1 protein-coding gene and 1 tRNA gene are annotated in these 1,965 nt (G+C 37.8%); one reads left to right on the top strand and one right to left on the bottom strand.

Features of this window, described 5'->3' with window-relative positions; translation table 11 throughout:
* The first annotated feature begins 91 nt into the window (after positions 1–91).
* A tRNA-Cys gene (locus A37S_RS0122445) sits at positions 92–169 on the top strand.
* A 91-nt stretch (positions 170–260) separates the two neighbouring features.
* Here the strand turns inward: A37S_RS0122445 and A37S_RS0122440 are convergent.
* Positions 261–1,460 (bottom strand): DUF4932 domain-containing protein, encoded by a 1,200-nt coding sequence (locus tag A37S_RS0122440; protein WP_028298876.1) that lies wholly within the window; start codon positions 1,458–1,460, stop codon positions 261–263.
* Between the last annotated feature and the right edge of the window lie 505 nt (positions 1,461–1,965).

The raw sequence follows: 1,965 nt of genomic DNA, 5'->3' as shown, positions 1-1,965 counted from the left end.
CGAATCCTATCAGGAAAAATCATCGGCCAACGTAAGGGAAAGGGAGCTGAAGTCGTGGAAAAGCCGAAAACGTATCGAAAGACTTATTAACGGGAGGTAGCCTGCTGGTTCAGGGCATCCCGACCTGCAAGGTCGNGAGTGGTCACTGGTTCGAATCCAGTAGCTCCCACAGAGGCATCCGTAGCTAGTACGGGTGCCTTTTCTTTTTCAAGCATATGGATACTAAGGCATGGCTTTATCCCTTTTGAAATTTTTCTCATTTAGAACTTGTCCTTATATTTTGAGACCTCGTCATTAATGGCTTGTGGCGTAAGCGTATGAAGGGAGTCGATCAAGTCCCCTAAAAAGCTTTCAAAAGTCGGATATCTTGATCTGTTGAGCTCATATTTCTGTATTTCATTTTCTAAAAATGGGATTAGCACACATTTATACTGTCCTATGTGTAGTTTCCTCAATCGGCTTGCCTCTTCTTCATTTTCCATCATAACAGCAATTCTAATCTCGCCCAATCTCACCAAGTGTTCAACAACACAGACATACCAATCATTTATGTATCTTGGGCTTAACAGTGCTTTCAATTCCTCAGTATACAGAATTGAATCCCGTTTTATTTGTGATGCATACTTCTCTAATAGTGGATTAATAAAGGAATGTCCTATTTCGTGGGAATAGATAAATTGTGTCACTTGCCGATTGTCAAAACCATAATGTCTGTATAACGATAAACTGTCCTGTAGCGGAAGCATTTTGCTGGAACTAACTATCATAGTGGGCACTAAGCCATTTGGCGTAGAAATTTGGGGGCCATATCCTCTATAATTATCTTCGCCTGACGGAATTGGCATAGCAGGTGAAATATAAAGCTGGTACTTTGGAAATGTTTTTCCGTAATACTGTTCCATAAAGGAAAAAATGTCTCCATCAACATCCGCAATAAACTCTTGCAGAGCTCCTTTATAGAAAGCTATGTTTTCCTTCAAAAAAGTATTGGCATCTGTCTGGATATAGAAACTTCTTAGACTATCGGTAAGCTCTTGCATTAGGGGCAGATATTTTGTAGCATTAATTATCTGGTTGCCTTGTTGACCTGCAACAGACGCAGATTCCGTCTTTGACGAAAGCTCTGGTTGATTAATCAAATAGTCCATTATAGGCCCATTATCATGCAAGCTATCTCGGAGTTGCTCAATAATTTCGGATATCCGTATAATGACCGGAGCGTCTTTATACTTTCGAAAATATTGAAATGCATGATATACAATAGGCTGATGCATATAGTCCATGTTTCTATTGTTGAAAACAAAATGATCAATATGCTCTACGGCAAGCTTTTCCGCAAAGAAATATATTTCAATATTTTCATGAACACCAATAAATACTTTTGGCGTTAATTGGATATCCAATTGGCCGTGAGCAGGGAAATGAGAAAATAAGAAGAAGGAAAAAATTAGTTTTTTCATTATGTAATAAATATAGATCCGAAACCCGATACTTTAATTAGAGGTTTATTTCTTATTTGCTGCCACGAATTTCATGCCATGGAGACAAAATTCAACATTTACGCCACACCACTCTGCTTACTCTGTTTTGATAATAATTACTCCATATGCTCTTAGCACCCGTGCTGTTTTCTTTCTAGGAGGTTCATAAATATTTCAGACACATCCTAAGAAACAGAGCTTTTTTTAACGCTACTCCAATATAGGAGGCTGAAAAACGTTCAAAATCGAACAGTAATTGTTCGTTTTTAAACGTTTTTTACCGTTGGCAAATGCCAACCATAAGGAAAATACCCGAGGCGGATTGCGTTTTTCGACTTTGTGTTCGCTGTTTCTAATCCATAAAAGTCTACGTGTACATTCTGTATTCATTTTCACTACCAAACGGATAAACTTAAAAACAGGCAATAAACTCACTTAACTTACTGATTATCAGTAAATATTTTCATTAGATAAAAAAGCCACC

Source organism: Olivibacter sitiensis DSM 17696, assembly GCF_000427965.1.
Lineage (GTDB): Bacteria > Bacteroidota > Bacteroidia > Sphingobacteriales > Sphingobacteriaceae > Olivibacter > Olivibacter sitiensis.
Note: the sequence above shows the minus strand (reverse complement) of the source record. Positions and strands in the feature narration are given on the sequence as shown.

Bases quoted from the DNA above. Each gene is read 5' to 3' on its own strand.
- A37S_RS0122440 (WP_028298876.1), bottom strand. From the start codon at position 1,460: ATGAAAAAACTAATTTTTTCCTTCTTCTTATTTTCTCATTTCCCTGCT.